This is a genomic window from Streptosporangium saharense, assembly GCF_014203715.1.
Taxonomy (GTDB): Bacteria; Actinomycetota; Actinomycetes; order Streptosporangiales; family Streptosporangiaceae; genus Streptosporangium; species Streptosporangium saharense.
Window position 1 is genome coordinate 142,456 of sequence record NZ_JACHJP010000009.1, and the last position, 25,621, is coordinate 168,076.

Annotated in this window: 27 protein-coding genes and 1 pseudogene; 17 read left to right on the forward strand and 11 right to left on the reverse strand. The window is 70.4% G+C overall.

The features are described 5' to 3' along the window. Positions 1-769: 769 nt before the first annotated feature. On the reverse strand, positions 770-1,507 hold the full coding sequence (locus FHS44_RS31385) for a class I SAM-dependent DNA methyltransferase (protein ID WP_184721303.1): 738 nt from the start codon (positions 1,505-1,507) through the stop codon (positions 770-772). 80 nt (positions 1,508-1,587) lie between these two features. On the opposite strand from FHS44_RS31385, the gene FHS44_RS31390 reads away from it, so the two are divergent. Beyond that, positions 1,588-2,523: a helix-turn-helix domain-containing protein gene (locus FHS44_RS31390; RefSeq protein ID WP_184721305.1), complete on the forward strand. Its 936-nt coding sequence runs from the start codon at positions 1,588-1,590 to the stop codon at positions 2,521-2,523. Positions 2,524-2,537: 14 nt separating this feature from the next. On the opposite strand, the gene FHS44_RS31395 is transcribed toward FHS44_RS31390, so the two are convergent. The 3 genes from FHS44_RS31395 to FHS44_RS31405 form a co-directional block, all read right to left on the reverse strand. Further along, positions 2,538-3,323, reverse strand: coding sequence for an NYN domain-containing protein (locus FHS44_RS31395; RefSeq protein WP_184721637.1), 786 nt, complete (start codon positions 3,321-3,323; stop codon positions 2,538-2,540). 144 nt (positions 3,324-3,467) lie between these two features. Beyond that, on the reverse strand, positions 3,468-3,950 hold the full coding sequence (locus tag FHS44_RS31400; protein WP_184721307.1) for an HAD family hydrolase: 483 nt from the start codon (positions 3,948-3,950) through the stop codon (positions 3,468-3,470). Beyond that, the gene (locus tag FHS44_RS31405) at positions 3,947-4,699 is read right to left on the reverse strand and encodes an endonuclease/exonuclease/phosphatase family protein (protein WP_184721309.1); all 753 of its coding nucleotides are present in this window, start codon (positions 4,697-4,699) and stop codon (positions 3,947-3,949) included. The genes FHS44_RS31400 and FHS44_RS31405 overlap by 4 nt, the downstream gene beginning before the upstream one ends. Positions 4,700-5,452: 753 nt before the next feature. Here FHS44_RS31405 and FHS44_RS31410 point away from each other — a divergent pair. Next, positions 5,453-5,613: pseudogene (locus FHS44_RS31410) on the forward strand (DUF397 domain-containing protein); the annotation flags it as partial. Between the two features lie 52 nt (positions 5,614-5,665). On the opposite strand, the gene FHS44_RS31415 reads toward FHS44_RS31410, so the two are convergent. After that, positions 5,666-6,124, reverse strand: coding sequence for a MarR family winged helix-turn-helix transcriptional regulator (locus tag FHS44_RS31415; protein WP_184721311.1), 459 nt, complete (start codon positions 6,122-6,124; stop codon positions 5,666-5,668). A gap of 63 nt (positions 6,125-6,187) precedes the next feature. Here FHS44_RS31415 and FHS44_RS31420 point away from each other — a divergent pair, with 63 nt between their 5' ends. The 10 genes from FHS44_RS31420 (at position 6,188) to FHS44_RS42030 (ending at position 15,920) form a co-directional block, all read left to right on the forward strand. Continuing rightward, positions 6,188-6,556 (forward strand): VOC family protein, encoded by a 369-nt coding sequence (locus tag FHS44_RS31420; RefSeq protein WP_184721639.1) that lies wholly within the window; start codon positions 6,188-6,190, stop codon positions 6,554-6,556. Between the two features lie 141 nt (positions 6,557-6,697). Then, on the forward strand, positions 6,698-7,159 hold the full coding sequence (locus FHS44_RS31425) for a hypothetical protein (protein WP_184721313.1): 462 nt from the start codon (positions 6,698-6,700) through the stop codon (positions 7,157-7,159). Positions 7,160-7,422: 263 nt separating this feature from the next. After that, a complete protein-coding gene (locus FHS44_RS31430; protein WP_184721315.1) occupies positions 7,423-8,421 on the forward strand; it encodes an RNA polymerase subunit sigma-70 in 999 nt (332 codons plus the stop codon). Positions 8,422-8,884: 463 nt separating this feature from the next. Beyond that, on the forward strand, positions 8,885-9,331 hold the full coding sequence (locus FHS44_RS31435) for a DUF6069 family protein (RefSeq protein ID WP_184721317.1): 447 nt from the start codon (positions 8,885-8,887) through the stop codon (positions 9,329-9,331). 139 nt (positions 9,332-9,470) lie between these two features. Further along, a complete protein-coding gene (locus tag FHS44_RS31440) occupies positions 9,471-9,881 on the forward strand; it encodes a DUF2795 domain-containing protein (protein ID WP_184721319.1) in 411 nt (136 codons plus the stop codon). A 320-nt stretch (positions 9,882-10,201) separates the two neighbouring features. After that, positions 10,202-10,534, forward strand: a complete 333-nt coding sequence (locus tag FHS44_RS31445) for a hypothetical protein (RefSeq protein WP_221461518.1) — start codon at positions 10,202-10,204, stop codon at positions 10,532-10,534. Next, positions 10,531-13,788 carry a formate dehydrogenase gene (fdh, locus tag FHS44_RS31450; protein ID WP_184721321.1) on the forward strand — a complete coding sequence of 1,086 codons (3,258 nt, stop codon included), beginning with the start codon at positions 10,531-10,533 and terminating at the stop codon, positions 13,786-13,788. The genes FHS44_RS31445 and fdh overlap by 4 nt, the downstream gene beginning before the upstream one ends. Before the next feature lie 85 nt (positions 13,789-13,873). Next, the gene (locus FHS44_RS31455; RefSeq protein ID WP_246436394.1) at positions 13,874-14,761 is read left to right on the forward strand and encodes a 4Fe-4S dicluster domain-containing protein; all 888 of its coding nucleotides are present in this window, start codon (positions 13,874-13,876) and stop codon (positions 14,759-14,761) included. Beyond that, positions 14,758-15,792 carry an NrfD/PsrC family molybdoenzyme membrane anchor subunit gene (gene nrfD / locus FHS44_RS31460; protein ID WP_184721325.1) on the forward strand — a complete coding sequence of 345 codons (1,035 nt, stop codon included), beginning with the start codon at positions 14,758-14,760 and terminating at the stop codon, positions 15,790-15,792. The genes FHS44_RS31455 and nrfD overlap by 4 nt, the downstream gene beginning before the upstream one ends. Further along, the gene (locus tag FHS44_RS42030) at positions 15,789-15,920 is read left to right on the forward strand and encodes a hypothetical protein (RefSeq protein WP_281401641.1); all 132 of its coding nucleotides are present in this window, start codon (positions 15,789-15,791) and stop codon (positions 15,918-15,920) included. The genes nrfD and FHS44_RS42030 overlap by 4 nt, the downstream gene beginning before the upstream one ends. Here the strand turns inward: FHS44_RS42030 and FHS44_RS31465 are convergent. The 3 genes from FHS44_RS31465 to FHS44_RS31475 are packed head-to-tail and all read right to left on the reverse strand — an operon-like array spanning position 15,914 to position 18,050. Continuing rightward, positions 15,914-16,522, reverse strand: coding sequence for a flavodoxin family protein (locus tag FHS44_RS31465; RefSeq protein WP_184721328.1), 609 nt, complete (start codon positions 16,520-16,522; stop codon positions 15,914-15,916). The genes FHS44_RS42030 and FHS44_RS31465 overlap by 7 nt on opposite strands. A 15-nt stretch (positions 16,523-16,537) precedes the next feature. Further along, positions 16,538-17,491, reverse strand: coding sequence for a glycosyltransferase (locus FHS44_RS31470; protein WP_184721330.1), 954 nt, complete (start codon positions 17,489-17,491; stop codon positions 16,538-16,540). Between the two features lie 10 nt (positions 17,492-17,501). Beyond that, positions 17,502-18,050: a D-glycero-alpha-D-manno-heptose-1,7-bisphosphate 7-phosphatase gene (locus tag FHS44_RS31475; protein WP_312863898.1), complete on the reverse strand. Its 549-nt coding sequence runs from the start codon at positions 18,048-18,050 to the stop codon at positions 17,502-17,504. 185 nt (positions 18,051-18,235) lie between these two features. Between FHS44_RS31475 and FHS44_RS31480 the strand changes: the two genes are divergently transcribed. Then, on the forward strand, positions 18,236-18,697 hold the full coding sequence (locus FHS44_RS31480) for a MarR family transcriptional regulator (protein WP_184721643.1): 462 nt from the start codon (positions 18,236-18,238) through the stop codon (positions 18,695-18,697). A 42-nt stretch (positions 18,698-18,739) separates the two neighbouring features. Beyond that, positions 18,740-19,942: a cytochrome P450 gene (locus FHS44_RS31485; RefSeq protein ID WP_184721334.1), complete on the forward strand. Its 1,203-nt coding sequence runs from the start codon at positions 18,740-18,742 to the stop codon at positions 19,940-19,942. A 59-nt stretch (positions 19,943-20,001) separates the two neighbouring features. Here FHS44_RS31485 and FHS44_RS31490 read toward each other — a convergent pair whose 3' ends face one another. Further along, on the reverse strand, positions 20,002-20,757 hold the full coding sequence (locus tag FHS44_RS31490; protein ID WP_184721336.1) for an SDR family NAD(P)-dependent oxidoreductase: 756 nt from the start codon (positions 20,755-20,757) through the stop codon (positions 20,002-20,004). A gap of 79 nt (positions 20,758-20,836) precedes the next feature. Here FHS44_RS31490 and FHS44_RS31495 point away from each other — a divergent pair, with 79 nt between their 5' ends. Continuing rightward, positions 20,837-21,457 carry a TetR/AcrR family transcriptional regulator gene (locus FHS44_RS31495; protein WP_184721338.1) on the forward strand — a complete coding sequence of 207 codons (621 nt, stop codon included), beginning with the start codon at positions 20,837-20,839 and terminating at the stop codon, positions 21,455-21,457. Here the strand turns inward: FHS44_RS31495 and FHS44_RS31500 are convergent. After that, the gene (locus FHS44_RS31500) at positions 21,454-22,533 is read right to left on the reverse strand and encodes a helix-turn-helix transcriptional regulator (protein WP_184721340.1); all 1,080 of its coding nucleotides are present in this window, start codon (positions 22,531-22,533) and stop codon (positions 21,454-21,456) included. The two genes, FHS44_RS31495 and FHS44_RS31500, sit on opposite strands and share 4 nt — an antisense overlap. A gap of 92 nt (positions 22,534-22,625) precedes the next feature. Here FHS44_RS31500 and FHS44_RS31505 point away from each other — a divergent pair, with 92 nt between their 5' ends. Further along, positions 22,626-23,879, forward strand: a complete 1,254-nt coding sequence (locus tag FHS44_RS31505) for an FAD-dependent oxidoreductase (protein ID WP_221461521.1) — start codon at positions 22,626-22,628, stop codon at positions 23,877-23,879. A gap of 14 nt (positions 23,880-23,893) precedes the next feature. Here the strand turns inward: FHS44_RS31505 and FHS44_RS31510 are convergent, their stop codons facing one another. Continuing rightward, positions 23,894-24,820: a LysR family transcriptional regulator gene (locus tag FHS44_RS31510; RefSeq protein WP_184721342.1), complete on the reverse strand. Its 927-nt coding sequence runs from the start codon at positions 24,818-24,820 to the stop codon at positions 23,894-23,896. Between the two features lie 154 nt (positions 24,821-24,974). Here FHS44_RS31510 and FHS44_RS31515 point away from each other — a divergent pair, with 154 nt between their 5' ends. Further along, positions 24,975-25,529 carry a DapH/DapD/GlmU-related protein gene (locus tag FHS44_RS31515; RefSeq protein WP_184721344.1) on the forward strand — a complete coding sequence of 185 codons (555 nt, stop codon included), beginning with the start codon at positions 24,975-24,977 and terminating at the stop codon, positions 25,527-25,529. Positions 25,530-25,621: the final 92 nt, after the last annotated feature.

Genomic DNA, 25,621 nt, shown 5'->3' on the forward strand with positions numbered 1-25,621 from the left:
AGGTCACCGTCGTCTCCTTGATGGTGACGGAACCGTCACGCTCCTTGATCCGCTCCCGCTTCGTGATGGTGCCCGTGCCCCTGCACTGCCGGCAATCGGCCATGTCAGACTTCTATCTTCCTGTCCCTGGTGAGCTGGCGACGACCACCTGTACCTTGCAGTAGGGGCACACCGAGCCAATAGGGTGGTTGAACACTTGCTCGGTAACGATGTAGCCGGATGCCGCGCGCCGATCTGCGGTTTTCTCCCACTGCTGGACTTCGCTGGGACGAGCGTCCGGATCGAGGTACATATGCACAACCTTGCCGCCATACTGGCGCACATTGTCTCCCGCATGATGCTCGGTCCTGTTTGGTCATACGGTAGGTCTTAGCCCCAGATCTGTCAGGTGGTCCTGAGAACGCCCCCGGCTTCGTGAGGGCGGCCCCACCCGGGCCGTCGTCGTCGGGCCGGGCCACAACCCGTCGAACGTGAGCCGGGAGATCCGCCGCAACGCCGGGTCGCGCGATGGGCAGCATGTCAGCACGATTCGGAAAGGCGTCCACGGTGGCTTCCAAAGGACAACGCACGAATGGGCGAGCACGAAGGTATGCCGTTCGAGGAGCTGAAGCCGTTCATTCCTGGCGACAGAAAAGAACCTTCGGATCCGGGTAAGCACGAGAAGAAGTAATGGCCGAGGGGTTACGAGATGTCCTGCTCGCCCACGGTGTCGCCCCCGAGTGGATGAAAGCGTTCGACGCGGGTTCCTTCCGGAGGCGATGTGGCCGGGTCACGTGGTGTGTTCGTAGACGCTGATGTGGCGCCAACTCGTTGCCGTGTACGGCTCGCGGTTCCAGTTGCCCCAGCGTTCGCGTAGGCGCAGGCCCGCGATCCTGGCCATGAGGTCGAACTCCGGGGGATGGGCCAGGCGGAGCCTGATGGGGCCGAAGGTGATGCCCTCGGTGCTGATCCGGACGTGGTTCTCGTCGAGGATCTGCGTCACCGGGTCGTAGCGGCACACGTCCAGACCGACATGACCGACCCCGACGTGTTCGGCATCGACGTACTGGTGCCGGGGCCGCGCCGGAGCGGTCGGGACGCGGCACTCGACGACGAACACCCCGCCCTCGTCCAGGTGCCGGGCCGCGTTCTCGAAGCAGCGGACCTGGTCGTCCTGGGTGAGGAGGTTGCCGATCGTGTTGTACACCAGGTAGACCAGCCCGTAGACGCGCCCGGTGGTGACGCGGGACATGTCGCCCATGGTCACCTCGACCAGGTCCCCGCCCGGTTTCTCGCGCATCCGGGCGACCATGTCCGGCGAGAGCTCGACGCCGTCCACTCGCACCCCGCTCCTGGCCAGTGGCAGGGCGATACGGCCGGTGCCCACCGCGAACTCCAGCGCGTCACGCCCGTCCGCCAGCCCGGCGAGGAACGCGACAGTCCGTTCCTCGTCACCCCGGGTGTCCTCGGCGTCGTAGCGCATGGACACCTCGTGACCGAAGCTCGTCCGGGGATCGAATCCCTCCATGTCCCACTTCCTCTCGGTTCTCAGGGACAGAAGTCCACGCCCTCCGGCTCCGGTGGCCAAACGATGTAGCGTGGGGCTTAATGATCAGCTTCGGACTCGGTGTCGAGGACCTCGCGGACACGCACTTCGCCCTGTCTCCGCTTGAGGAGACGGTGCTGAGCCTGCGCGTGCTGCGCGAACCCGGTCTGCACGCCGTACACCTGCCGTGGCGTGGGTCCGCACTGGCCCGTCTCGGTCCGGAGGACGTCCGTCTGCTGACGTCCCTCGTCGGGAGACGGCTCGCTCTGCCGGACTTCCTCACGCCGCCGCCCACGACCTTCGCCCCGCGTTTCGAGGACCAGTTGGAGGTCGTACGGCGGACGCCTCCGGAGATCGTCCGCAGGGACCTGCGGGCCGCGCTCGTCGAGGAGCCTCCGGACGAGACCGATGCCGCCGGGTTGTGTGAGGTGCTGCGGCGCCACTGGCGGCTGACGGTCGAGCCGCTGTGGTCACGGATACGGCTGGTGCTGGAGGCCGACATGACCTACCGGGCGCGGCAGTTGGCCGTGGGTGGGGCACGTCTGTTGTTCGCTGACATGCATCCGAATCTGCGCTGGCACGACGGGGTGCTGTCGATCGCCCAGATGGTCGGGAACCACCACGTGGAGGCCTCGGGCCGGGGGCTGTTGCTCATGCCGTCCGTTTTCGCCCACAAACCCGCCCCACCGGTCCACCCGGAGGAGCCGCCGTGCCTGGTCTATCCCAGCCGTGGGGTGGCCACCCTGTGGGACCCGGTTCCGCCACCTGACCCCACAGCCCTGGTGGCACTGATCGGCGCGCCCAGGGCCACACTGCTCGGCCTTCTCGGCGAGCCGCTGCCGACCGTCGAGCTGGCCCGCCGCCTGGGCGTGACCCCGAGTGCCGTCTCCCAGCACCTACGCGTGCTGTACGGCGCGGGCCTGCTCACCCGGGTCCGCGACGGACGACGCGTCCTGTACGGCAGAAGCCCCCTCGGTGACCGGCTCGTCTCCCCCTGAGTGGGCCACTCCTGTCATCCGGCGGCGTCCATCGCGCCATCGACAGGGTCACCGGTCCAGGCCTTGTCGCGAGCGTAGACGACCGCGGGCTTTCCGTCGCCGGGCCTGCGACGCTCCACCTGGAACGCGCCTGTGGCGGCGAGCAGATCGCTGAACTTGGGATATCCGTAGCTGCGGGAGTCGAAGTCAGGGCGCTGCTTGGTGACGATGTGGCCGATGTTCGCAAGATTCGCCCAGCCCGCGTCGTCGGAGGCGGCCTCCACGGCGTGGCGCAGCAGGTTGATCAGGTCGGCGTCGTCGGACAGGCCCTTCGCCGGGACCGACGAGACGGGCCTGGTCTCGGGCCGGACGTTGGGACGCAGGTTCTCGATGTAGATGAACTTGTCGCAGGCCGCGACGAACGGTTTGGGCGTCTTGCGTTCCCCGAACCCGTACACGGTCAGCCCGGACTCGCGGATGCGGGCCGCCAGCCGGGTGAAGTCGCTGTCGGAGGAAACGATGCAGAACCCGTCGAAGCGGCCCGTGTACAGCAGGTCCATCGCATCGATGACCATCGCGGCGTCGGTGGCGTTCTTGCCGGTGGTGTAGGCGAACTGCTGCATGGGCTGAATCGACTGGGCGAGCAACCGATCCTTCCAGCCCCTGAGACGCTGGTCCGTCCAGTCGCCGTAGGCGCGCTTGACGTGGGCGGTCCCGTACCTGGCGACCTCGGCCAGCAGCTCCTGGATCACCGCGGGCTTGGCATTGTCCGCGTCTATCAGGACCGCCAGCTTCGCGGTAGCCCCTCCGGCGTTTTCCATGGTCACAAGTGCTTCTCCAGATCGGCGGACAGGGACGGAGCGTCGAGCGGCCCACGCCGTACTTCTCGGCGGACTCTGCCAGGGACACCACGCCGACACAGAGAGCTTAGGCCTCGGCTGGCCGGAGCTCGACCGCCTGTACGGCTAGCGCCAGGTTCGGATCAGGTTGGGAAGGTGCGTGATGTCGGGGATGGTCTCGGCGCCGGGTGGTAAGGGGGTGGCGTCGGGGGTGATCAGGGCGGCCCGCATGCCGTGTTCGAGGGGGCCGAGGACGTCCTTGGTCATGTTGTCGCCGACGAAGAGGACCCGCGAGGGGGCGACGTCGGCCGCGGCGAGCACGAACCTGTAGAACAGCGGGTCGGGTTTGGCCACGCCGAGCGTCGCGGACTGCAGGGTCGCCGTGAACCACTCCAGCACTCCCGCGCGGCGCAGCGCCTCGCGCCGGTCCTGGCCGTGCCGCGTGTTGGAGGCCAGGACCAGGATCATCCCCGCCTCGTGGAGCTCGTGGATCACCTCGATGGCGGCCGGGGTGATGCGCCGCATGCCGAGTCCGGGATCGACCGGTGATCCCGGCCGTGTGAGCGTCGAGCTGTAGTCCAGCGCGGCGCAGGAGAACCGGCCCGTCATATCGCCACCGGTTCGGGGGGCGTGAGGTCGAAGTCACCGATGGCGGGGAGGTGGTCGGAGGCCCAGTTGCCGGTTCCGATCTGGAAGGACGTCGGGGTGAGGCCCTTGAAGTAGATCCGGTCGCACGGGTAGGGGAGGGGCGTCGTGACGGTCGGGATGGTGACGCCCATGGCGACCGCCGCGTCGCGCAGGCCGACCTCGCTCAGGGCGAAGGCGGCCTGGTGGTCGAGTTTGCGGCGGTCTCCTGAGGTTCCGGCGTAGGTGGTCGGGACGGCGTTCCAGTCGCCCATCATGATGACGGGCTCACCCTTGCGGACCTTCAGAGCCAGGGACTCGGCCTCTATCTCGCGCAGGCGTGGCGTCGAGGGCGCGGAGTGGACGTTGACAAACGAGGTCACCCTGCCGTCGACCAGGGCGCGCAGGTGACCCACCGCGTGCCAGTACGGCGCGCCCACGGTGTGCTTCTCCTGGAGCACCTGCACGCGGCCGGTCCGCACGAAGAGGGCCAGGTGGCAGCCGTCGTGTTCGGACGGCACGAGGAAGCCGTCCATGCCGAGTGTCCGTTTGGCCAGGTGGAAGGGCTGGCCGCCGTGGAAGAGCCTGGTGTTGGGCTCGGCCCAGTGCTTGGCCTCCTGCAGGGCGATCACGTCGGCGTCGAGCCCGGCCAGCCGGTCGAGCTGCCTGCGCAGACGCGTGTCGTTGCCGTTGTCGATCCCGCCGTTGCACAGGTTGAACGTGACGACTCTCAAAATTGCCTCGTCAGCGGAAGAAAGATCATGCCTTCGGCATGGGGAAATTCCGAACGGCGGTCGGAGTGGAGCGCCTTCTCCGAGGTTGCGTTCACTGAAACCGCTGCCGAGGGGTCTGGATGTTCGCCGCTAAGGGCGGTGGAGATGCGCGGGAATGTAGGCTCAAACGACCCGCTTCCGCAGGTTTCCCTGCTCCCGGAAACCCCAGTGCCCCAGAGACAGGACGTGTACGGTCCGCAATCCGCGACCACCTGCGGGGAAGCCGTCAAGTTCCTCGGAATCGGGAATCTGCAGCGTGGGGCGGCTGTGTTCGGTGAGGAAGTCGTCCTTTTCCTGCGACGTAGGGCGTCACACGGCTGCCTGGCGGGCCATGCTGAATCGTATTGGTCGCCAGCTCACTAACGGCGAGCCGGGGGCCTTCGTAGGAGGGACGATCATCCCCGATTGTTTTGGCGACCTCAAGGCGGGACTCGGCAACCGATATGGCTCCCGGCTTTAGCTTTCGCGCTCCCAGTGTGGCTAACATTGTCCCTCCGTTCGCCCGGCGGCGTGGGCGTTTGTTCGGTGGGACCACTTTCGCAAAGACGGGTTGACATCACAGTCCGAAATCGCTCACGCTTAGCTCGCATTCGCTCGCGCACGGCAACGCTCTGCGGAGTGATGCCCCGCCCGGAGGGACCCCTCACCTTGATCAAGGAGACGATAAAGAGATGGGGCGGACTGAACGGAGTCTGCTGATGCAGGTCAACCCTTTCCGAGGACGCCGGCGGCACCTGCGTCGAGGTGGCCACGAACCTTCCCCGCCTGGTGGCCGTCCGTGACAGCAAGGCCCGTCGGGACCGGCCCTCACTTTCGGTCCCGGTGTGTGGTCGGCCTTCGTGGAGGGCGTCAAGCGCGGGTCCTTCGAGGTCTGACCGGCTCCCTGCGGAAGAGGCCGTCTCCCGTCCGGACGCGGCGGGGAGCGGGCTACGCGCCGTCGTTGCCGTCGCCGTCGCGCAGGGAGTGGATCATGCTCCGTAGGATTCGGAACGCGGCTGAGCGCTCGGTCTCGGTCATGCCGGACAGCATCCTGACCTCGACGGCCCGGACCGCCGCGCTCGCCTGCTCCAGGCTCTGTTGGCCGCGAGGCGTGAGCCGTGCGGGAAGGACCTTCCCGACGGGCGCCTCCGCGGGCCTGGTCACGTAGCCGTCCCGCTCCAGGGCCTGGAGCAGCACGTTCATCGTCTGCCGGGTCACGAACGCGCCCCGCGCCAGCTCGGAGTTCGACAGGCCGGGCCGCTGGGCCAGCAGCTCCAGGCAGGAGTAGTGCGTCACGCTCATCCCGAGGGGCCGTAGCACCTCCTCCATGGCCGTCCGCAGGGCGCTCGACGCCTCCTTCAGCAGATAGCCCAGTGACCTGTCCAGGTCGATGCCGCTTTGACTCATGTCAGTATTCTGACATACATTGCTCCGTGTCAGGAATCTGACATGACCAGAAGGAGCACCGCCATGCCCGTCACCGGCCCCGACTTCGTCTCGCTCCAGGCACGCGACCTCGACGCCTCGCGGGCGTTCTACGAGCGCTATCTCGGCCTTGTCCGCTCCCCGGCCGGACCCCCGCACGCCGTCGTCTTCGAGACGAAACCGATCGCGTTCGCACTGCGCGACGTCCTTCCCGGCACCGACCTCGCCTCCGTCGCCCAGCCCGGCATCGGCGCCGCGATCTGGCTCCACGCCACCGACGTCCAGGCCATCCACGACGCCCTCGCCGCCGACGGCCACACCATCGTCTCCGCCCCCATCGACGGCCCCTTCGGCCGAACCTTCACCTTCGCCGACCCCGACGGCTACCAGGTCACCCTCCACGACCGCGCCTGACACCGGTCGCGTCCCCGCGCGTTCAGCCGTACGCCCATCTGGACCGGGAAACGAACGACCGGCGGCCGGGGAGGGACGTGCGGACTGCCTGAAAGCTCGCCGTGTGCCCCCACGATGAGCCTGGCTACCATCAGCCTCGCGATGCCCACGCTCAGAAGGCGGCAGTGGGTGCCTTCGACGGGAACGGACGTGGTGCTGATGGGAAGCACATCGAGACAGAGTGACCCAGCCGCTGATCCGGTCGCGGAGTTCATACGGGTCGTGCAGGGGATCCTGGTCACCGCGGACGAGACCCTCGGCGTCGAGGATCTTGAGCCGGGACTGGAGCACGCGCTCGTGATCGCGCAGCGGAACCCTGAACGGAGGGCACAGTTCGAGAGCCGCTTGATCGCTCTGATCGACTCCCCTCAGGAAGGTTCCGTTGAGATCGTTTCCTTCCTGATGCACGTGCTGCGTTGGGAGACCATCCGGGAGGTGGTCGAAGAGAGGATCAGACACCCTCGGGGAGACGTCAGCAATATTCGGCTTTACGAGGCCATGCTGGACGCCTTCTCTGACTCCTGGCGTGATCGTGACTTCTTCTCAAGATTCTCTGAGACGTGAGTCCGTAGCCCTGCGGCCCGCGAAGCCGGAGCTTTCACTGCTGAACGCCACGAACCTTCCCGGTGCGTGGTCGGCCTTCTCGCCGGACGTCGAGCGAGGGTCCTTCGAGGTCTGGCCTGGACACGCGGAGAGCCTCCCGGCGGCATCGGTCGCCGGGAGGCTCTCCGCGTTCGTCACCCATGCCGACCTGCCCCGGTGATGAGTTTTCGCGGTCGTGCCTGTCATATCTGCGACGGGACACGACGAGCCGGAAGGATGACGTGATGGGTGCGGACACGCGGCTGGAGGAACTGGGTGTGAGTGGTCTGGGTGAGGTGGACGAACCGGCGTTCTCTGGGCTGGCGGAGCGGCATCGGCGGGAGCTGCACGTGCACTGCTACCGGATGCTCGGGTCGTTCGAGGACGCCGAGGACACCGTGCAGGAGACGTTCCTGCGGGCCTGGCGGGGGCGGGAGACCTTCGAGGGGCGCTCGACGTTCCGGGCCTGGCTGTACCGGATCGCCACCAACGCCTGCCTGGACCTGCTCGCCAGGTGCCGTCCTGAGCCCGCGACCGGGGGTGAGGTGCTGTGGCTTCAGCCGTACCCTGACCGGCTGCTCGACGAGCTGCCCGCCGCGGACGCGGACGAGCCGGAGAGCGTCGCGGTCGCGCGGGAGACGATCGAGCTGGCCTATCTGGTCGCGGTCCAGCACCTCGCGCCACGTCAGAGGGCCGTGCTGATCCTGCGGGACGTGCTCGGCTGGCGGGCGAAGGACGTGGCGGAGCTGCTCGGAGACTCGGTCAACTCCGTGAACAGCGCGCTGCAGCGGGCCCGCGCCGGGATGCGGGAGCACCTGCCCGCCGAGCGGCAGGACTGGACCGGTGGCGAGGAGGACGCGGGGACGCGCGAGCTGGTGCGCCGCTACACCGACGCCAGCGTGGCCACGGACATCGGCAGGATCGCCGAACTGCTGCGCGCGGACGTCCGCGCCTCGATGCCGCCCACGCCGGGACTGCGCGTCGGACGCGACACGGTGCTGAACGACTGGATCGAGGGCGGCTTCGAGGGCATGAAGGGCCTGCGCGGCGTCCCCGTCGCCGTGAACCGGCAGCCCGCCGTGGCCTTCTACCTGTGGAACGGGCGGGAGAGCGCGTACCTGCCGCTGACGATCGACGTCCTGCGCGTCATCGACGGGGAGATCGCCGAGATCATCACCTTCCACGAGGACCGGTTCCCGATGCTCGGGCTGCCGGAGCGCCTGGCGGCGGACGGCACGGAGTAGTCCCGTGCGGACGCTCGCGCTGCGAGGTGGCGGGCGTGTCGCGGTGGTCGCGGCCGAATGGCGCGACGCGTTCGGCGTCGTCGTCCGAGGGCGGGTGCAGCTTGAGCTGCGCGACGGCGAGCCGGGGCCGGTCCTCGAACGCGACGCTGGGTTCTGGCTCCGGGGCACCGGCGTCCGCGCCCTGCGCAACCCCGGCCGCCGCACGGCGAAAGTACGCATCATCACCCCCAAAGCCAGACCAGACACCCCCAAAGCCGGACCGGGCACTCCCGAAGCCAGGCCAGGCGCCCCCAAAGCCGGACCAGGAACTCCCGAAGTCGGGCCAGGCACTCTCGACGCCAGGACCGGCACCCCCGGAGTCGGGACCGGTACCCCCGGAGCCGGGACGGGCATCCCCCAAGTCAGGGCCGGTGCCCGCCGGGCGGCATACCCCCATGCCCCTCACCGAACGGTGGAGAACGATATGAACAGCACGAATGACACCACGCTCGCCGCAGGCCCGGCGTCGGGCCGGATCCACCGGTTCCTCGGGCTCGTCGGCACCGGCCTCGTGGCCACGCTCGCGGCGATGACGGTCACGACCCTCGCCGCCGCGCTCGCCCAGGCTCTGGGTGTGGCCTTCGAGATCCCCGACGGGGGAGAGACGATCCCGCTGCCCGGGTTCGCCGTGGTGACCGGATTCTTCTCGGTCGTGGGCGTCGTCATCGCCGCCGCCCTCCTTCGCTGGAGTGCCCGTCCCGCCGAGTGGTTCGGGCGGACGGCGGTGGCGCTGACCGCGATCTCGCTGGTCCCGCCCTTCCTCGCCGGGGCGGCGACCACCACCGTCATCGCCCTGCTCTGCCTGCACCTCGTCCCCGCGGCGGTGATGATCCCCACCCTGACGCGGAGCCTGCGCGCCAGGACCGCCTGACCGTGCGCGGTGCGGGCACTCCGTGCCCATGCTCGGATATGCGAACAAATCAGCGAGTTTCGTACGGCTGTCCGCCCGTGGGTAGTCGCCGAGATGTGGGGCAGGGACAAAGGGGAAGAAACCGGAAGGGGGATTACATATGGAACGGGGAAGTGCCAAGCACGGCCCACGACTGGACGACGAGCAGAAACGCGAGGAGCGGAACGTCCTCCACCAGTCGGAGGACACCAGCCCCGAGGAGTGGAAGGACCCGGAGGCCCTGGACGCCCCCGGCGACAAGGATCTCTTCCCGAGGGAAGGGCCGTCCGGCCGCGAACCGGCCTCCCCGGAGGGCATGACCCCCGAGGAGGTGGACAGCAGGAGCGTCCTGGCGAGCTGGATCAGCGGCACCCACGCCTTCCCGGCCGACCGCGCGACCCTGCTGGCCCGCGCCGAGGAGCAGTACGCGCCGGACTCCGTGCTCTCCGCGCTCCAGTCGCTGCCCGACCGGACCTTCGCCAACGTCGAGGACGTCGCCGACGCGCTCGGCCTCGGCGGCGAGCGGGGCTGACCGGCCGGTACGGCTCCGCCGTACCCACAGGAAGCGCCACGCCGGTCCACCCGCGCCCGGGGGTGGACCGGCCACAGACCGGCCACAGACCGGCCCTTGAGCGGCCCCTTGAGCGGCCCCTTGAGCGGCCCCTTGAGCGGCCCCTTGAGCGGCCCCTTGAGCGGCCCCTTGAGCGGCCCCTTGAGCGGCCCCGCCTGGCCGCAGATCGGTTCCTGACCGGCAAAACTGCCACCGCACGATATTTCGGGATCGAAGGCTTTTGCCTATTCGGCGAAACCGGGATGGTTTTTCTCGATCCGCCCCGCGGCAGGGAACGGAACATGGGCGAGACGGCGCGGGGGTGGGCGATGCCGGGCAAGAGACGGGTCCTGAGGCTGCTGGCCCAGGGCGAGAGCTACGAGAAGATCTCCCGTGTCCTCGGCATCCCACCGGGCCGGGCCTACCTGATCGCGACCGGCGTCCCCGCCGACGGCGGCGACACCGTCACCCACGAGCAACGGCGGCGGCCCGGGATGCTGCCCTCGCACACGCAACTGCTGGTCAACCCCCGCGAATTCAACCCCACCGCCCATGACGCCGTGCACCGGTGGATCAACCGCCGCGTCCAGGCCGACGCGCCGATGCGCGCGGCGGAAGCGGAGCGGACCCGGTGAACCCGTTCGAGCGGCTCGCCTCCTGGCCCCTGCTGCGTCAGCTCACCGGACACGACCCGCTCGGCAGGGGAGCGGCCGTGAAGTCCGCGCGCACCGCCCGGCTCACGGCGCGCACCGCCACCGCGGACCGCGTGGTCAAGTCGGTCTGCCCCTACTGCGCGGTCGGCTGCGCCCAGAACGTCTACGTCCGCGACGAGAAGATCGTGCACATCGAGGGTGACCCCGACTCCCCGGTCAGCCGGGGCAGGCTCTGCCCCAAGGGCTCGGCCAGCCTCCAGCTCACCACCGCCTCAGGCCGCGAACACAGGGCCCTGTACCGCCCGCCGTACGCCGCCGACTGGCAGGAGATCGACCTCGGCACCGCGATGGACATGATCGCCGACCGGATCATCGCCACCCGCGGGGAGACCTGGGAGTGGGAGTCGGATGGCAGGCGTACGGCCCGCACCATGGGCATCGCGGCCCTCGGCGGCGCCACCCTCGACAACGAGGAGAACTACCTGATCAAGAAGCTGCTGACCGGCCTGGGCGTGGTGCAGATCGAGAACCAGGCCCGGGTGTGCCACAGCTCGACCCTCGTCGGACTGGGCACCTCCTTCGGCCGGGGCGGCTCGACCACGTTCATGCAGGACCTCCAGCACTCCGACTGCATCGTCATCGAGGGCTCCAACTACGCCGAGGCTCACCCCGTCGGCTTCCAGTGGGTGATGGAGGCCAAGGCGCGCGGCGCCGTCGTCATCCACGTCGATCCGCGCTTCACCCGCACCAGCGCCCTGGCCGACCTGCACGTGCCGATCCGCGCGGGCACCGACGTGGCCTTCCTCGGCGGCATCGTCAACCACGTGCTGAGCAACGACCTGTACTTCCGCGAGTTCGTGCTCAACTACACCAACGCCGCGACCGTCGTCGGCGAGGACTACCGCGACACCGAGGACCTCGACGGGCTCTTCTCCGGGTTCGACGAGGAGACACGGCACTACGACTGCGGGAGCTGGCAGTACGAGGGAGCGGAGACGACGGTGGCGGCCTCGGGCGACCGCGACGAGGACTACGGGCGGCGCACCGACCAGGGAAGCTCGGTCAGCTCCTCGGGCCGCGGCGAGGCCCACGGAAGCGGCGGGGTGCCGCTGACGGGCACCCCCCGGCGCGACGAGACGCTCACGCATCCCCGGTGCGTCCTGCAGATCCTCAAGCGCCACTACGCCCGCTACACCCCGGAGGCGGTCGAACGCGTCTGCGGCATCCCGCAGGACATGTTCGCCGAGGTCTGCCGCAATCTGGTGGAGAACTCGGGCCCGGAGCGGACCGCCGCGTTCGTCTACGCCGTGGGCTGGACCCAGCACAGCGACGGCTCCCAGTTCATCCGGGCCGCCTGCGTCCTGCAACTGCTGCTGGGAAACATGGGCCGCCCCGGCGGCGGCATCCAGGCGCTGCGCGGGCACGCCAGCATCCAGGGCTCCAGCGACATCCCCACCCTGTTCAACCTGCTGCCCGGCTACATCCCCATGCCGCACGCGCACCGGCACGAGAACCTGGAGGCCTTCCTGCGGGCGGACGCCGCGGAGAAGGGCGGCTGGGCCGACATGCGCTCCTACACGGTCAGCCTGCTCAAGGCCTGGTGGGGTCCCGCGGCCCGCCCTGACAACGACTTCTGCTTCGGCCACCTGCCCCGGCTGACCGGCAGCCACAGCACCTACGACACCGTCATGGCCCAGCTCGCGGGCACCTGCAAGGGCTACCTGCTGCTGGGGGAGAACCCCGCGGTCGGCTCGGCCAACGCCAGGATGCAACGCCTGGGCATGGCCAACCTCGACTGGCTCGTGGTGCGTGACTTCAGCCTCATCGAGAGCGCCACCTGGTGGAAGGACGGCCCGGAGACCAAGACCGGGGAGCTGCGCACCGAGGACGTCGGCACCGAGGTGTTCTTCCTGCCCGCCGCCGCGCACACCGAGAAGAGCGGCAGCTTCACCAACACCAACCGCATGCTGCAGTGGCACCACCAGGCCGTCGAGCCCGCCGGGGACACCCGCAGCGACCTGTGGTTCATGTACCACCTCGGCCGGATCATCCGGGAGAAACTGGCCGGTTCGACCGACCCCGTGGACGCGGCCGTCCTCGACCTCACCTGGGACTACCCCGTCGAGGGCGCCCTCGAAGAACCGGTCGCGGAAGCCGTACTCGCCGAGATCAACGGCTGGGACGCCGAGGGGCGGCCGTTGTCCGGCTACGGCGATCTCAGGGGGGACGGCTCGACCGCCTGCGGCTGCTGGATCTACTGCGGCGTCTACGCCGACGGGGTCAACCAGGCGGCCCGCCGCAAACCCGCCGAGGAGCAGGACTGGATCGCCGCCGAATGGGCCTGGGCGTGGCCGGACAACCGGCGCCTGCTGTACAACCGCGCCTCGGCCCGGCCAGACGGCCGCCCGTGGAGCGAACGCAAGAAACTCGTCTGGTGGGACGAGGAAGCCGGGGAGTGGACCGGCTACGACGTGCCCGACTTCGAACGGACCAAGCAGCCCGGCTACCAGCCGCCCGAGGGCGCGACCGGCTTCGCCGCGCTGTCCGGCGTCGACCCCTTCATCATGCAGGCCGACGGCAAGGGCTGGCTGTTCGCCCCGGCCGGGGTCGTGGACGGGCCGCTGCCCACCCACTACGAGCCGCAGGACTCCCCGGTCCCCAATTTGCTGTACGGCACGCAGCGCAACCCGGCCCGCATGATCTATCCGCACAGGGACAACCGCTACCACCCCGGTCCCGGCGAACCCGGCGCCGAGGTGTATCCGTACATCGTCACCACCTACCGGCTCACCGAGCACTTCACCGCGGGCGGCATGAGCCGCAACACGCCCTACCTGGCCGAGCTGCAGCCGGAGTTCTTCTGCGAGGTCTCGCCGGAACTGGCCGTCGAACGCGGGCTCGAACACGGTGGATGGGCGACGATCATCACCGCCCGCAACGCCGTGGAGGCGCGCGTCCTGGTCACCCAGCGCATCACGCCGCTGCGCGCCGACGGATACCTGGTGCACCAGATCGGCCTGCCGTTCCACTGGGGACCCAACGGCCTCAGCGCCGGGGACGCCGCGAACGAGCTGTCGGCGATCTCCCTCGACCCCAACTCGCACATCCAGGAGGTCAAGGCGCTGTCCGCCGACATCCGTCCGGGCCGCCGACCGCGCGGCCCCGCGCTGACCGAGCTGGTCAGCGACTACCGGCGCCGGGCGGGCATCACCGAGCTCACCGGAACGGAGGTGTGAGGCCATGGCGTTCGACCTGGACCGGGGGCTCGCCGAGACACAGGACCCCGCCGCGTCGAGCGGCTACCCCGACCCGCCGGAACGGATGGGCTTCTTCACCGACACCAGCGTCTGCATCGGCTGCAAGGCGTGCGAGGTGGCCTGCAAGGAGTGGAACGCCGTCCCCGAGGACGGCCTGAACTTCACCGCGATGTCCTACGACAACACAGTCGGGCTCGGCGCCGACACCTGGCGCCATGTCGCCTTCGTCGAACAGCCGCGCGGGCTGGGCGGTCAGGAGTCCGGGCTGACCGTCGTGGACGTGCCGGGGCCCACCGTCGAACGGGCCCACACCCGCACCCCGGTCTCGCTGGGCATGCCCGCGTCCGGGCCCGGGGACGGCCAGGTCGGCGGGGTGCCCGACATGGACTTCCGCTGGCTGATGGCCTCCGACGTGTGCAAACACTGCACCCACGCCGCCTGCCTCGACGTCTGCCCGACCGGGGCGCTGTTCCGCACCGAGTTCGGCAGCGTCGTGGTGCAGGAGGACGTCTGCAACGGCTGCGGCTACTGCGTCCCCGCCTGCCCGTTCGGGGTCATCGGCAAGCGCGAGGACGACGGCCGGGCCTGGAAGTGCACGCTGTGCTACGACCGCCTCGGGGTCGGCCAGGAACCCGCGTGCGCCAAGACCTGCCCGACCGACTCCATCCAGTTCGGCGAGGTGGAGGAGCTGCGCGAGCGCGCGGCCCGCAGACTCGCGCAGCTCCACGACGCGGGGGTGGGGTCCGCGCGGCTGTACGGGCACGACCCGGACGACGGGGTCGGCGGCACCGGCTCGATCTTCCTGCTGCTCGACGAGCCCGAGGTGTACGGCCTGCCGCCCGACCCCGTGGTCACCACCCGTGACCTGCCCTCGATGTGGAGGCACGCCGCCGTCGCGGCAGGCGCGCTGCTGGCCGTACTCGCCGCGGTGAGTTGGGGGAGCAGGAGATGACCGTCAGGGACGACGCGAGCCAGACCGATGTCCGGATGGACGACGACCCCCGGCTGCGGCCGGAACGGGAGGCCGTGGTCGGCTCCGCGGGCCGTCGCCGGGGGCCGGGACGCGGCGAGCGGCTCATGGTGCCCAGGGCCGAGTTCCGCTCCTACTACGGGCTGCCGGTGCTCAACGAGCCGACGTGGGAGGCCCACGACATCGCCGGTTACCTCTTCCTCGGCGGCCTGGCCGGTGCCTCCTCGACCCTGGCCGCCGCCGCCGAGCTCACCGGCCGCCCCCACCTGGCACGCGCGGGGAAGGTCGGCGCCGTGTGCGCCCTGGGCGGCTCGATGTACGCCCTGATCCACGACCTCGGGCGGCCGGAGCGCTTCGTCAACATGCTCCGGGTGCTCAAGGTGACCTCCCCCATGAGCGTGGGCACCTGGATCCTCACCGTGTACGGCCCGCAGGCCGGTCTGGCGGCCCTGACCTCGGTCACCGGCCGTTTTCCCCGGCTGGGCAGGATCGCGGCCCTCGGCGCCGCGCTGACCGGCCCCGCGGTCGCGACCTACACCGCCGTGCTCGTCTCCGACACCGCGGTCCCGGTGTGGCACGACGCCCACCGGGAGCTGCCGCTGCTGTTCGCCGGATCGGCGGTCGCCTCAGCCGGTGCCCTCGGCCTGCTGGCCGCCCCTCTTGAGGAGACCGGGCCCGCGCGGCGCGCGGTCCTGGTCGGTGTCGTGACCGAGTACGCCGCGGCCAAGCTGATGGAACGGCGGCTCGGCCCCCTCGTCGCCGAGCCGCTCAAACGTGGCAGGGGCGGCCTGCTGATGCGCCTGGGGGAGGCGCTGTCCCTCACCGGGGCCCTGGTCTCACAGACCGCGGGACGCCGGAGCAGGGGAGCGGCGGCGCTGGCCGGTGCCGCGGTGCTCGCCGGTTCGATCTGCGTCCGCTTCGGCGTCTTCCAGGCGGGGATGGCCTCCGCCCGCGACCCGAAGTACACCGTGGAACCGCAACGCGCCAGGCTGGGGGAGGAGAGCCACCCGTGAGGAAGATCGTGAGCTACCTGCCGTTCGCGACCGCCGTCGCGGTCACCTGCCTCGCCTCCTGGCTGGCCGGGCGTCCCGGGCGGGCGGTTCCGACCGGGACACGTCGGGGTGAGCGGGACGGTCACTGAGGCGGCGGGCCTATCGGGGTGACGGCCAGGGCGTGGGCGACGGCGTGCAGGTTGGCGGCCATCGCCCGCCCGGTCTTCGCCGACCACTCGTGCCCCTCGTCGGTCTCGCCGTAGCTGGGGCCCGGCCCGGGGCCACGGTTCCAGTACGTCCAGGCCTGGCCGGGGACGGTGTAGCCGATGTCCCCGAGCCCACCGGCGATCTCGGAGATGACGTGGTGCGCGCCGTCCTCGTTGCCGGTGACCAGGACCCCGGCGACCCGGTTGTAGGCCACGGGACGGCCCTCGTCGTCGGTCTCGGAGATCATGGCGTCCATCCGCTCCAGCATCCGCTGCGCGAGCGAGGACGGCCTGCCGACCCAGGTCGGGGTGGCCACCACCAGGATCCGCGACTCCAGCAGCCTGGCGTGGACCGTGGGCCACTGGTCGGTGCCGTCCTCCAGGTCGGTGACCACGCCGGGCGGGATGACGAGGTCGGCCAGGCGCAGCTCCGTGACCTCGACCCCCCGTTCGCGCAGGGCGTCGATCACCACCCGGGCCAGTTTCTCGGTGTTCGAGGGCTCGGGTGAGGCCTTCAACGTGCAGTTCAGCACCAGCGCTCGCACGGGATGTCCTTTCGGTCAGGCGGTCTTGCCGAGCAGGAGGTCCCAGTCGGCCAGGAATCGGGCCAGGCCGTACCGCGCGAGGGCGGCTGTCCTGGCGGCCTCGCCCGTCCGCCCCGCGAGGGCCGGGTCGGTGGCGAAGGACTCAAGGGCGGCGGTCAGGGTGGCGACGCGGGTCGAGATCACCCCGGCCCCCGCGGGCACGGCCTCGACGGCCTCGGTGGTGGCCAGCGCCACGACGGGCATGCCGAGCAGCATGGCCTCGATGAGGGACAGACCGAGCGAGGTCCACCGGTAGGGATGCAGGTAGACACGGCGCCGGGCCAGCTCGGCGTGCATCGCCCGCTGGGGCAGGTCCTCGAACGTCCCCGTGGACACGCCCAGCGCCTCCGGCAGGCCGGTGACCTTCATACCGAAGACGTCGAGCGGTACGGCTGCCGCGAAGACGGGGAGCAGGTCGGTCCCGGCGACCCGTTCCCGCCTGACGGGCTCGTTGACGACGACGCCCGCGTGCGGCACCTCACCGGTGTAGAGGTGACCGGGGTCCACGACGCCGTGCTCGATCACGTGGGTCGGCGCCAGGCCGCAGTCCCAGAACAGGTCGTTGAAGTGCGTCACGTGGACGACGGGAACGTCGGACCGCCCGGCGAGGGGGTGCCGGGTGCGCGGGACGTCGCCGACGGGGGTGTTGTGCTCGACGTAGACGGCGGGCACGTCCCGCCCGGGACGGCGGCCGAGCCACTGTTCCGCGAGGTCGAGTTCGTGCGGCCGCTGCAGGACGACCAGGTCGACCTCCTCCTCGCGCAGCCGGTCCCAGGCGACCTCGCGCACCGGCTCCGGCCAGGGGAAGGTCCGCGCCCGGCCGCGTCCGTCGGGGCCCCTGCCGGGCACGAGCGGCACCAGATAGTCGTGGTCACCCTGGACGAACGCGGTGGTCCAGGAGCCGTGCACGTGCCACAGCAGGATTCTCACGTCGGCTCCTCTACGATTCGTCGCGAAATGGGGGTCGCAGCGCCCGGGTGGCGGCGGCGAGAAGATCGGTGGCGACCTCCGCCGCCGCGGCCACCTCCCCGGGCAGGGTGACCGGGGTGGGAACGAGGATGCCGCGCGCCCCCGCGGCGCGGGCGGCCTCCATGTCACGCCCGATGTCCCCGATGACCACGCAGTCACGCGCGTCCACCCCGAGGGCCGCCGCCGCCCGCAGGACGAGCCCGGGGGCGGGCTTGCGGCAGCCGCATCCGTCGTCCTCGCCGTGGGGGCAGACCTCCCACACGTCGAACGGGCCGAGAAGCTCCTCGACCCGAGCGTTCACCGCGCGCAGCTCCCGCACGCCGAAGAGCCCCCTGGCCACCCCCGACTGGTTGGTGACCACCCCGACGGGCACACCCGCCCCACGCAACAGGTCGAGTGCACGGCGGGCCTTGGGCATCGGCCGTACGCGAAACGGATCGGCGTTGTAGGGAACGTCGGCGATCAGCGTGCCGTCACGGTCGAACAGGACGGCGGCTGGACGGGGGACGGCCAACGGCACCTCCAAGGACGGGCTTCCCCGAGAACCTCCCCCGGACAGACCCATGAGCTATCCCCGGCCAGGACAAACAAACGGTGTGTTTCCCGCCGTTGACAGGGATATCGACATATGGCCTTCACGCCTGTCGGAACGAGGCGTACACTTCGTAAAGTACGTACTTGACGATAATTGCGGAGTTGGCGCGAGTGGACCCTTCGGAGACGGAGTTCGTCGATCGCATGGGGCTGATCATGGAGCGTCTTGGAGGGACGCGCACGATGGGCCGCCTGCACGCGTGGCTCATGATCTGCGACCCGCCCGACCGGTCCCTCACCGAACTGGCGGCGGACCTCGGGGTGAGCAAGACCGCGGTCAGCACGACCGCCAGGCAGCTTGAGCTGAGCGGGATGGTGGAACGCGTTCCCACCGCCACCCGCGAGCACCGCTACCGGACGGTCAGTGGCGGATGGGCCGAGGTCATGCGGGTCCAACTGGCCGTCGTCAGGCAGAGCCTCGACACGTTCGACCTCGGGCTGTCGATCCTCGGCGACGACCGGCCGGGCCGACGCGACCGGCTGCAGGAGACCCGCGACTTCTTCGCCTTCGCCCTGCGGGACGGGGAGGGAATGCTCGACCGCTGGAAGGAGTACCGCGAGAGGTCGTCCTGACGTACACCAACCAACAGAGGGATCCTCAACCAAGGAGAGGCGATGTCCGGCATCGTCGAACGGTACGACATCCCCAAACAGCTCTTCTGGCTGCACGGCCCCCGATCGGGCCCGCCGGTCGAGTTCGACACCCGAACCGGGCTGTGGAACGTCTACGGCTATCCGGAGGTGCAGGAGGTTCTCGGTGACCCCGTGACCTACTCCTCAGACACCATGCGTGTGCTCCCCAAGAACATGGTGCCCGGCGACGACTTCTCGCTGGACGGCTTCATCACCCAGATCGACCCGCCGGAGCACGGCAAACTACGCAAGCTGGTCAGCAGCGCCTTCACCCGCAAGGTCGTGGCGGACCTCGAACCGAGGATCGCCGAGCTCACCCACGAACTGCTCGACGAGGCCCGCGAGCAGGACACGTTCGAGCTGGTGCGCGACCTGGCCTACCCGCTGCCGGTCACGGTCATCGCCGAGCTGCTCGGCGTGCCCAGCGGCGACCGCGCCCTGTTCAAGCGGTGGGCCGACGCACTGTTCCAGCGGGACGCCGAGATCTCGCTCAACCAGTCCGAGGACGAGCGCAGGGCGGACCTTGAGGCCACGATGAAGCCGTGGAAGGAGATGACCACCTACCTCGCCTCCCACGCGGCCGAGCGCAGGCGCAGGCCGCGCGCCGACCTGCTCACCCGGCTGGTCGAGGCCGAGGTGGACGGCGAGCGCCTGCCCGACGACCAGGTGGTCAATTTCGCGATCGTCCTGCTGCTGGCGGGACACATCACCACGACGATGCTGCTCGGCAACACGGTGCTGTGCCTGGACGCCTTCCCCGAGCGGCAGGCCGGGGTGCGCGCCGACCGTTCCACGATCCCGGACGTCATCGAGGAGGCGATCCGGTTCCTGACCCCCTTCGCCCTCCTCGGCCGCGCCACCACCCGCGAGACCGAGCTGGGCGGCGTGACGCTCCCGGCCGACCAGATGATCATGATCTGGCTCGCGGCGGCCAACCGGGACCCGCGCCAGTTCCCCGACCCCGACGTCTTCGACCCGGGCCGCGACCCCAACCCGCACCTCGGATTCGGCCGCGGCATCCACTTCTGCCTGGGCGCGCCGCTGGCCCGGCTTGAGGGACGGGTCGCGCTGGACATCCTGCTCGACCGGTTCGGCACCCTGCGCACCGACCCGGACGACCCCGTCCAGCTCATCTCCGCGCCCTCCCTGACGGGAGTGCGCCGCCTCCCGCTCCTGCGGGGATAGTCATCCCGTACGGCGGGCGCCGGGCCTCGGCCGTGCGTGACCGGGGCCCCGGTGCGCCGTCACAGACTTGAGCCGCCGGTGACGTCCACGACCCGCCCGCTCACCCAGCGGGCGTCGTCGGAGGCGAGGAAGGCCACGACACCGGCGACGTCCTCCGGGGTGCCGACCCGGCCGAACGTCGAGAGGGCGGCCGAGCGCTCCCACGCCGCGGGGTTGCCGCGCAGCCAGGAGGCGTTGGCGTCGGTGTCGATGATCCCCGGCGCTACCGAGTTGACGGTGATCTGACGCGGGCCGAGCACCTTGGCGAGGTTGAGGGTGAAGGTGTCCAGCGCGCCCTTGGTCGAGCTGTAGGCGATCACGCCGGGCAGCGCGATCCTGGACGCGCCGCTGGAGATGTTGATGACCCGGCCGCCGTCGTTGAGGCGGCCCAGCGCGTGCTGGACGACGAAGAACGGCGCGCGGACGTTCACCGCGAACACCCTGTCGAACTCCTCCTCGGTGAGCGCGGTGAGATCGGAGCTGCTCGCGATCGCGGCGTTGTTGACCAGGATGTCCACTTTGGCGTTACCGGTCGCGGCGTCGAAGGCCGCCCACAGCGCCGCGGCGTCGCCGTGCTCGCCCAGCTCGGCGTGGAGGGCGATTGCCCGCCCGCCGTCCTTCTCGATGCTCCTGACGGTCTCCTCCGCCGCGGCGCTGTCCCGCGCGTAGGTCAGCACGACGGTGGCCCCGTCGTCCGCCAGCCGTCGCGCGACGGCCCGCCCGATGCCCCGGCTGCCCCCGGTGACCAGCGCGACCTTGTCCGTGAGACGCCCCATGACGGCCCTCCTTTTGTTGAGTGATTGCTCAAAAAAACGGTAGCACAGATTTTTGAGTGAGTGCTCTAGAATTTGCGGCATGACCGAGAGCCGCCGTGGCCGTCCCCGTACCTTCGACCGTGACAAGGCGCTGACCGCGGCCGTCCGCCTGTTCTGGGAGCGCGGCTACGAGGCCACCTCCATCAGCGACCTGACGGCGGCGATGAACATCCGGCCCGCGAGCCTCTACGCGGCCTTCGTCGACAAGAAGACCCTGTTCAAGGAGGCCGTCCTCGCCTACCAGAGGTCGGAGCCCGCGAACTTCGCGGGTCTCGCCCTGCGCGAGGAGCCCACCGCATACGGCGCCTTCTCCCGCATCCTGCGCGAGGCCGTCGAGATCTACACCGACCCGTCCCACCCCGCGGGCTGCCTGATCATCCGTTCGGCCACCAACGTCAACCCGAGGGACGCCGACATCGAGGCCTTCCTGCGCGACATCCGCAACGCCAACATCGCCGTCTTCGCGGCCCGGTTCGACGAGGCAGTCCGCGCGGGCGAACTACCGGCCTCCGTCGACACCCGGGCCCTGGCCCAGTACTTCGGGGCCGTCATCCAGGGCCTGTCACAGCGGACGGCCGACGGCGTGCCCGCCGAGGGCCTACGCCCGGTCGTCGAACTCGCCCTCAAAGCCTGGCCGGTCCCACCGCCGGAGCACCGCTAGCCCCCTTCTGGCCGTTCGTGGACACCACCGGCCAAGCCGTACCGGATCACGCTGGACGAGCTCGGTGGCGTGGGCGGGGCGGAGCCGGTCGCGGCCGCTCGCCACCTGCGCACGAGCCGACGACAGGCTCGTCTCAGCTCGACGGGTGTCACGTGGTCCAGATCGGCGTCGAAGGTGGCGAGGAGCCCGGCGACACCCGCCCAGGACCACGCCCCGATCGTCAGGCGGCAGTGGTCCGGGCCGAGGTGCTCGACGACCGATCCGCCGGGTGCCCAGCGTGCGACGGTCTCGGCGGGCAGGTTCAGGCGTGCCGTACCGACGCACTCCCAGGCGGCGGAGGTGTCGCCGCGGTCGTGGCTGGTCATGACGAAGCGTGCGACGTCACCGCCGGGCAGGTCCCTGGGCGTGAAGGGGAGGCCGGTGGGCGGGTGCAGGTGGAGGCGGTCGAGGCGGCGCACCCGCCAGCCGCCGTCGGCGACGTCCCAGGAGACGAGATACCACCGTCCGGCCCAGACCACCAGGTGATGGGGTTCGATCCGGCGGGCGGGGGCGAAGTCGTCGTCGCCCGGGGCCGGGCGGGTGCCGTCGGCCCTCAGCGTCTCGACGATCAGGAGGTGGCGGTGGCGCACCGCGCCTCCGGCGGCCCTGAGCCTTTCCGAACCGATGGGGGGCGCCGGGAACTCCCAGTGGTTCCGCAGGCTGGTCACGTGCAGCGACTCCATGGCCGTCCGCAGCCTGGCCGGCATGACGCGTTCGATGGTGTTCAGGGCGCGTCTCGCGTCCTCGCCGAGCCCGAAGACGCTGCTGGGCGCGGTCTGCAGGGCCACCGCGATCGCGAGCGCCTGCTCGTCGTCGAACAGCAGGGGCGGCAGGGTGTGCCCGGCGCCCAGCTGGTACCCGCCCGCCGGGCCGTGGACGGTGACGACGGGGTAGTCGAGGGCCCGCAGGGTCTCGATGTCACGGCGCACGGTGCGTTCGCTGACCTCCAGCCGGGAGGCGAGCTCGCCCAGCGACCAGCATCGGGGAGTCGCGAGCAACGACAGCAGGCGCAGCGCGCGTCGTGAGGTGTCGGCCACCCGCCCATGATGCGTCCGATGACGGCCATCCGGTGTCCACCACCGGCGGCACCGTGTCCGGTACGACCTTGTCGGCAAGCCAAAAGGGAGTCGTGGTCAGGGTGCGTGTCATCGTCGTCGGGGGCGGAATCGGTGGTCTGGCGTTGGCCGCGGGACTGCGCCGACAGGGGTTCGACGTCACGGTTCTCGAACGGGACACCGACGTCACGGCAACCGGGGGTTACCACATCACCCTCGACGGACGGGCCCAGGAAGCCCTGCGCCGACTCGTCCCGCCGGAGACCGTCGAACGGCTGCTGGCCTCCTCGTCGGCGCTCCGGCTACGCGACCCGGACGCTTTCTGGGACCGGCAAGGCCGCCTCCTGGGCCACGGGCCGCGACTGGACGACAGCCCGAGCGTGGACATCGACCGCATCACGTTGCGGTCCCTCCTCGCCGACGCGGTCGGCGAGGATCTCCACCTGGGGCGGACGGTCACCGGCCTCGGACACGCCGACGACGGCACACCGCGGGTCGTTCTCGCCGACGGGTCGATCCATCGGTGTGACCTGCTGGTGGGGGCGGACGGTGCCCACTCGCTGGTCTCCCGGCACCTCGCCGGTGGCCCGACGAGCGCACCCGCCAGGATCGTCGGCTTCTCCGGCAGGACGGCGGCCGAGAACCTGAGCCCGCTGGAGCGGCGGCGCCTCGGAACGCGGTCGGGAATGGTCATCGCTCCCCGGGGCGCGGCACTCTACGTCGGCTTCCTCGACCCCGTGGGCAACGCCGTCCTCGACGCCCCCGGCCGACGTGCCGCGATCACGACCGGCCCCACCTACATCTGGGGCGCCATGTTCCCCGAGTCCGCCGAGACCGACTCGATACGCGGACTTCGCGGGGCGGAACTGCTGGACGCGATCCTGGCCAGGTTCCGCCGCCAGGGATGGGGAGAACGCCCGCTTGAGGTCATGGCCAGGACCGACCCCGGCAGCGTCGCCGCGTTCCGTTTCAACGCCGCCTCCTCACGGGCGCGGGACCTCGCTCCCTGGCCCGCCGGTCGCGTCACCGCCCTGGGCGACGCCGTGCACGCCACCCCGCCGACCGCCGGTATGGGAGCGGGCGCCGCCATCCGCGACGCCGCCAGCCTGCTCACCCACCTGCGTGAGGTCACCGACGGCTCCTGCACCCTGTCCGTGGCCGTCAGCCGGTTCGAGGCGGGCATGCGGGTGCGCGGCAGCGAGATCCTCGTCTCGGCCATGCGGACCGTCCGCTGGATCCTGGCCACCGACACCCCGCTGGGCGCGGTGGTCACCGCCACGGCGGCCCCGGTGATCGCGGCGGTCGGCGGGCTCCGGCGTCGGCGCTGAACCCGATCGTCGGTTCAGGCGTGTCCCGGTGTCCAGACGCCGCTGCCGGGACGGCCGGGATACGCGGCGACGAGGTGGCGACGCAGGGCGGTCAGGGAGGGATGGGGGTTGTGGGCGTGCCAGATCAGTGAGTGGGGGTAGAGCGGGGTCGGGTCTTCGAGGGGGATACGGCGCAGGTCGTGGGCGGCGGGCCACACCAGGGGGGTCTGCTCGCTGACGAAGGTGGCCAGCGTCGTGGAACCGGCGATGGTGTCGAGCAGGGGCTCGATGCCGAAGTCCGGGCCGACCGAGTCGATGACGACGCCGAAGGTGGCGGCGAGTTCGTCGTAGTAGGCGGCCCACTCGGTGCCGGGCAGGTTGCCGGGCATCCAGATCCGTCGTCCGGCGAGCTGGGCGGGAGTGAGCGCGGGGGCGTTCGCGAACTCGTGCCGTGGTCCGGTGAACAGGTGCAACGGTTCGTCGAAGACGGGAGTCGCCTCCACGTCGCGGGGCAGCGACCTGCCCGGTATCGTCACGGCGCGGAACGTCGCGTCGATCGTCCCGTCCCGGACCGCGGCGATGGCCGCGTCGGAGTCGAACAGCGTCACGACGTCCAGCTCGATCTCGGGATGGGCGCGATGGAAGCCGCGCAGCAGTCCCGCCAGGGAGAGCTGGCGGCCGATCACGTCGACGCGCAGTGCCCGACGGCCTGGCCGTACGGCCGCGACGGCGCGCTCGGCGGAGTGGAGGAAGGTCCGGGCGTGCGGCAGGAACGCCTGCCCGTCGATGGTGAGCCGCGCTCCGCGGGCGTCCCGGGTGAAGAGCCGGACACCGAGCTCCTTCTCCAGCGCGGCGACGCGCTTGGACACGGCCTGCGGCGTGATCGACAGATCGGCGGCGGCCTCCTGGAACTGTCCCGCGTCCACGATGGCGACGAAGGTGCGCACGACCACGACGTCCATGCGGCCCATCCTAGGTGGACAACCAAACGTTGATCCTTGCGGGCGTGATCGTTGTTTGATCCCGGTGTGTGTCGATCGCTTTGATGACTTCGGTCAACCTTCGGTTGATTGGCCGTCGCCGTCCAACGGCCACACCCCGTCGTAAGGAACCCTCATGCCTGACCAGGGTCGTCTCTACGTCCGCACCCCCGAGTTCGCGCGGGTGGCCGAGCGGATCGAGCACGTGACCACGCTCACGTCACGGCTCAACGTTCTGCCCTTCGATGACAAGGCCGCCCGCGCGGCCCTGCTGTCCGAGATCGTCGGCAGGCGGGTCCCCGCCTCCGTCACCGTCTATCCGCCCTTCTACACCGACCACGGGCTCGGCATCGACTTCGGCGAGCACGTCTTCGTCAACCAGGGCTGCACCTTCCTGGACCAGGGCGGCATCCACCTGGGCGACGGCGTCCTGATCGGCCCGAAGACCAACCTCGTCTCCTCCGACCACCCCCTCGCGGCGATCGAGCGAAGCGAGTTCATCACCCGGGCACCCATCACGATCGAAGCCGACGCCTGGCTCGGCGCGGCGGTGACGGTTCTCCCCGGTGTCACGATCGGACGCGGCGCCGTGGTCGGCGCCGGAGCCGTCGTCACGAAGGACGTTCCCCCCAACACCCTGGTGACCGGACCGGCCGCGTTCGCGCGCAAACAGTGGAACGACCGAGCCTGAGAGCCGACGACCCCGGCGAACCACCGGGCCGGGCCGGACGACGCACAGGGCCAAGGCCAGAGGCCGCCCGCGGCGGCACGGGCCGGTCCGCG